This is a genomic window from Pantoea sp. CTOTU49201 (assembly GCF_032054795.1).
Classification (GTDB): Bacteria; Pseudomonadota; Gammaproteobacteria; order Enterobacterales; family Enterobacteriaceae; genus Pantoea; species Pantoea symbiotica.
Map to the genome: position 1 here is coordinate 415 of NZ_DAMBSA010000525.1, position 2,215 is coordinate 2,629.

General features: G+C 50.4%; 2 protein-coding genes. Both read right to left on the bottom strand.

Annotation, left to right across the window (positions count from 1 at the left end; genetic code table 11):
* Positions 1-49: 49 nt before the first annotated feature.
* The gene (locus RTY00_RS23235; protein WP_312666534.1) at positions 50-1,090 is read right to left on the bottom strand and encodes an AI-2E family transporter; all 1,041 of its coding nucleotides are present in this window, start codon (positions 1,088-1,090) and stop codon (positions 50-52) included.
* 125 nt (positions 1,091-1,215) lie between these two features.
* Positions 1,216-2,215, bottom strand: a 1,000-nt coding sequence (locus tag RTY00_RS23240) for an HAD-IC family P-type ATPase (protein WP_312666533.1), incomplete at its 5' end; no start/stop codon positions are given.

Genomic DNA, 2,215 nt, shown 5'->3' on the forward strand with positions numbered 1-2,215 from the left:
ATAAATGGCGACCCTACAAAAGCGAGAACGGTGTTCGTAGGGTCGCCATTTATGGCGACCTTTTTGAAAAATGCTCTCCCTGCGTTTCATTCCCAGCGCTCGCCAGTAATATCTTTTTCAACATAAACGTCAACGGAATCGCCAGAATTGCGCCGATAATACCCAACAACGACTGCCAGATAAGAAACGCCAGTAGCTGGGTGGTGAGCGCCATATTTAATCGTTTGCCCAATAATAACGGCTCAATCACTGAACTCAGGATTAAATTCAGCGCCACAAAGAACAGCGCGACCACCAATGCGGTTTGGATATCGTACAGCATATAACTTTGCAGCACAGGCGGGATCGCCGCCATAAATGAACCCAACACCGGAATATAGTTGAAGACAAACATCAACACGCCCCAGAAAAAGGCGAATTTCAGGCCGAGAAGATGCGCGCCTGCCCAGACAATAATGCCGCCGACAATACTGGTCAGGGTTTTTACCTGGGCATAAACGATCACACTTTGCACGCCCTCTTCCAGCGCCACGTAATAGCGCTGATATTTCCCTTCGGCTTGTTTACGCAGCAGAGTTTTCAAATTTTTCATTTCATACAGCATGAAAAACAGCATCAGAAAGACCATCAGCCACCAGGAAAGAATACTGGGTATTTGCGTGAGAAAACCGGTGACAAAGCGTACCACCGCCCCCGCATCCACAAACGCCAGCATGTCGTTGGGCGTCAACACAATGCCCAGATGAGTAAACGTCTGCGTCACCGGTTCGAAGCGTTCGGCCAGTAGCTGCGGTGCCTGGCGGCTTAGCTGGATTAAATCGGGGGTTAATACCGTGAGTTTGATAATAGTGAACACAATCACCAGTAGCAGCAGCACAATCACCAGCAGGGATGAGAGTAAACGCGGCACGCGTTTTCTTTCCAGCCGACTGATTAATGGGTCGAGCATTATCGCCAGAAACAGCGACAGCATCACCTGATTAATTAACGCTGATGCCAGATAAATACCGGTCAGAATTATGGTCAGCGTGGCGAGAATTAACAGTACGCGCAAAAGTCTTGACCATAAAGGAAACTCGTTCAATCCCATCATTAAGATCCTTCATCCTATACAAAATGTATTATAGAGAAAAACCTGTGCGCTGGGCCTTGTTTGAGGTCAAGTGACGAAAAACATTCAGGCCGTGATTGCAACGGCCTGAATGTCACGCGCTATTAATTGATTCTGAATCTCCGGGTTAATGGTTTTTCGATTTCGACAATTAAAAACATCACGAAGCCAATGATCAGAGTAATAATCCAGTAGCGTAACGGTAGCGCGGTGGTACCAAACAGCAGCTGCATAAACGGCGCGTAAATAATCAGCAATTGCAGGACCAGCAGCACGCCGCTAACGATCCAGATGCCTTTATTCATCAGCAAGCCTTTGCTGAGTGAGAAGCCGTCAGACACACGGCAGTTCAGCATATAGAACCACTGCGCTGTCACCAGCGTTTGTAATAACACCGTACGAATAAATTCCGGCGAATAGCCGCGCGGTTGCAGCCAGGCTTCCAGCACGAAGGCGCTGATGGCGATCATCGAACCAACAAAAATCACGCGCCAGATGGCGAAACCATCCATCACATGCAGTTTGGGATCGCGTGGCGGACGACGCATGATATTGGGTTCACCCGCTTCAAACGCCAGGCCAAAAGAGAGCGTGGCGGAGGTCGCCATGTTCATCCACAGAATCAATACCGGCGTCAGCGGAATTAAGTTACCCGCCAGCAAGGCAATGATGATCAGCAAACCCTGCGCGAGGTTGGTTGGCATGATGAACAAAATGGTCTTTTTCAGGTTGTCATACACTCGCCGCCCTTCCCGCACCGCGCTGGCGATGGTGGCAAAGTTATCGTCGGTCAGCACCATATCGGCGGCTTCTTTGGTCACTTCGGTGCCTTTGATCCCCATGGCGATACCCACATCGGCCTGCTTCAGCGCAGGCGCATCGTTAACGCCATCGCCGGTCATCCCGACCACTTCTTTCTTACTTTGCAGCGCCTGCACCAAACGGAACTTATCTTCCGGGCTGGTACGGGCAAAGATGTCGTACGCCTGCGCCGCCTCGCCAAGTTGATGATCATCCATCACTTCCAGTTCACGTCCGGTAATAGCGGTGCTGGCGTTACCGATCCCCAGCATCTGCCCAATACTCATCGCGGTTTGCGGATGG

Coding starts and splice junctions, on each gene's coding strand:
- RTY00_RS23235 (WP_312666534.1), bottom strand. CDS start 1,090: ATGGGATTGAACGAGTTTCCTTTATGGTCAAGACTTTTGCGCGTACTG.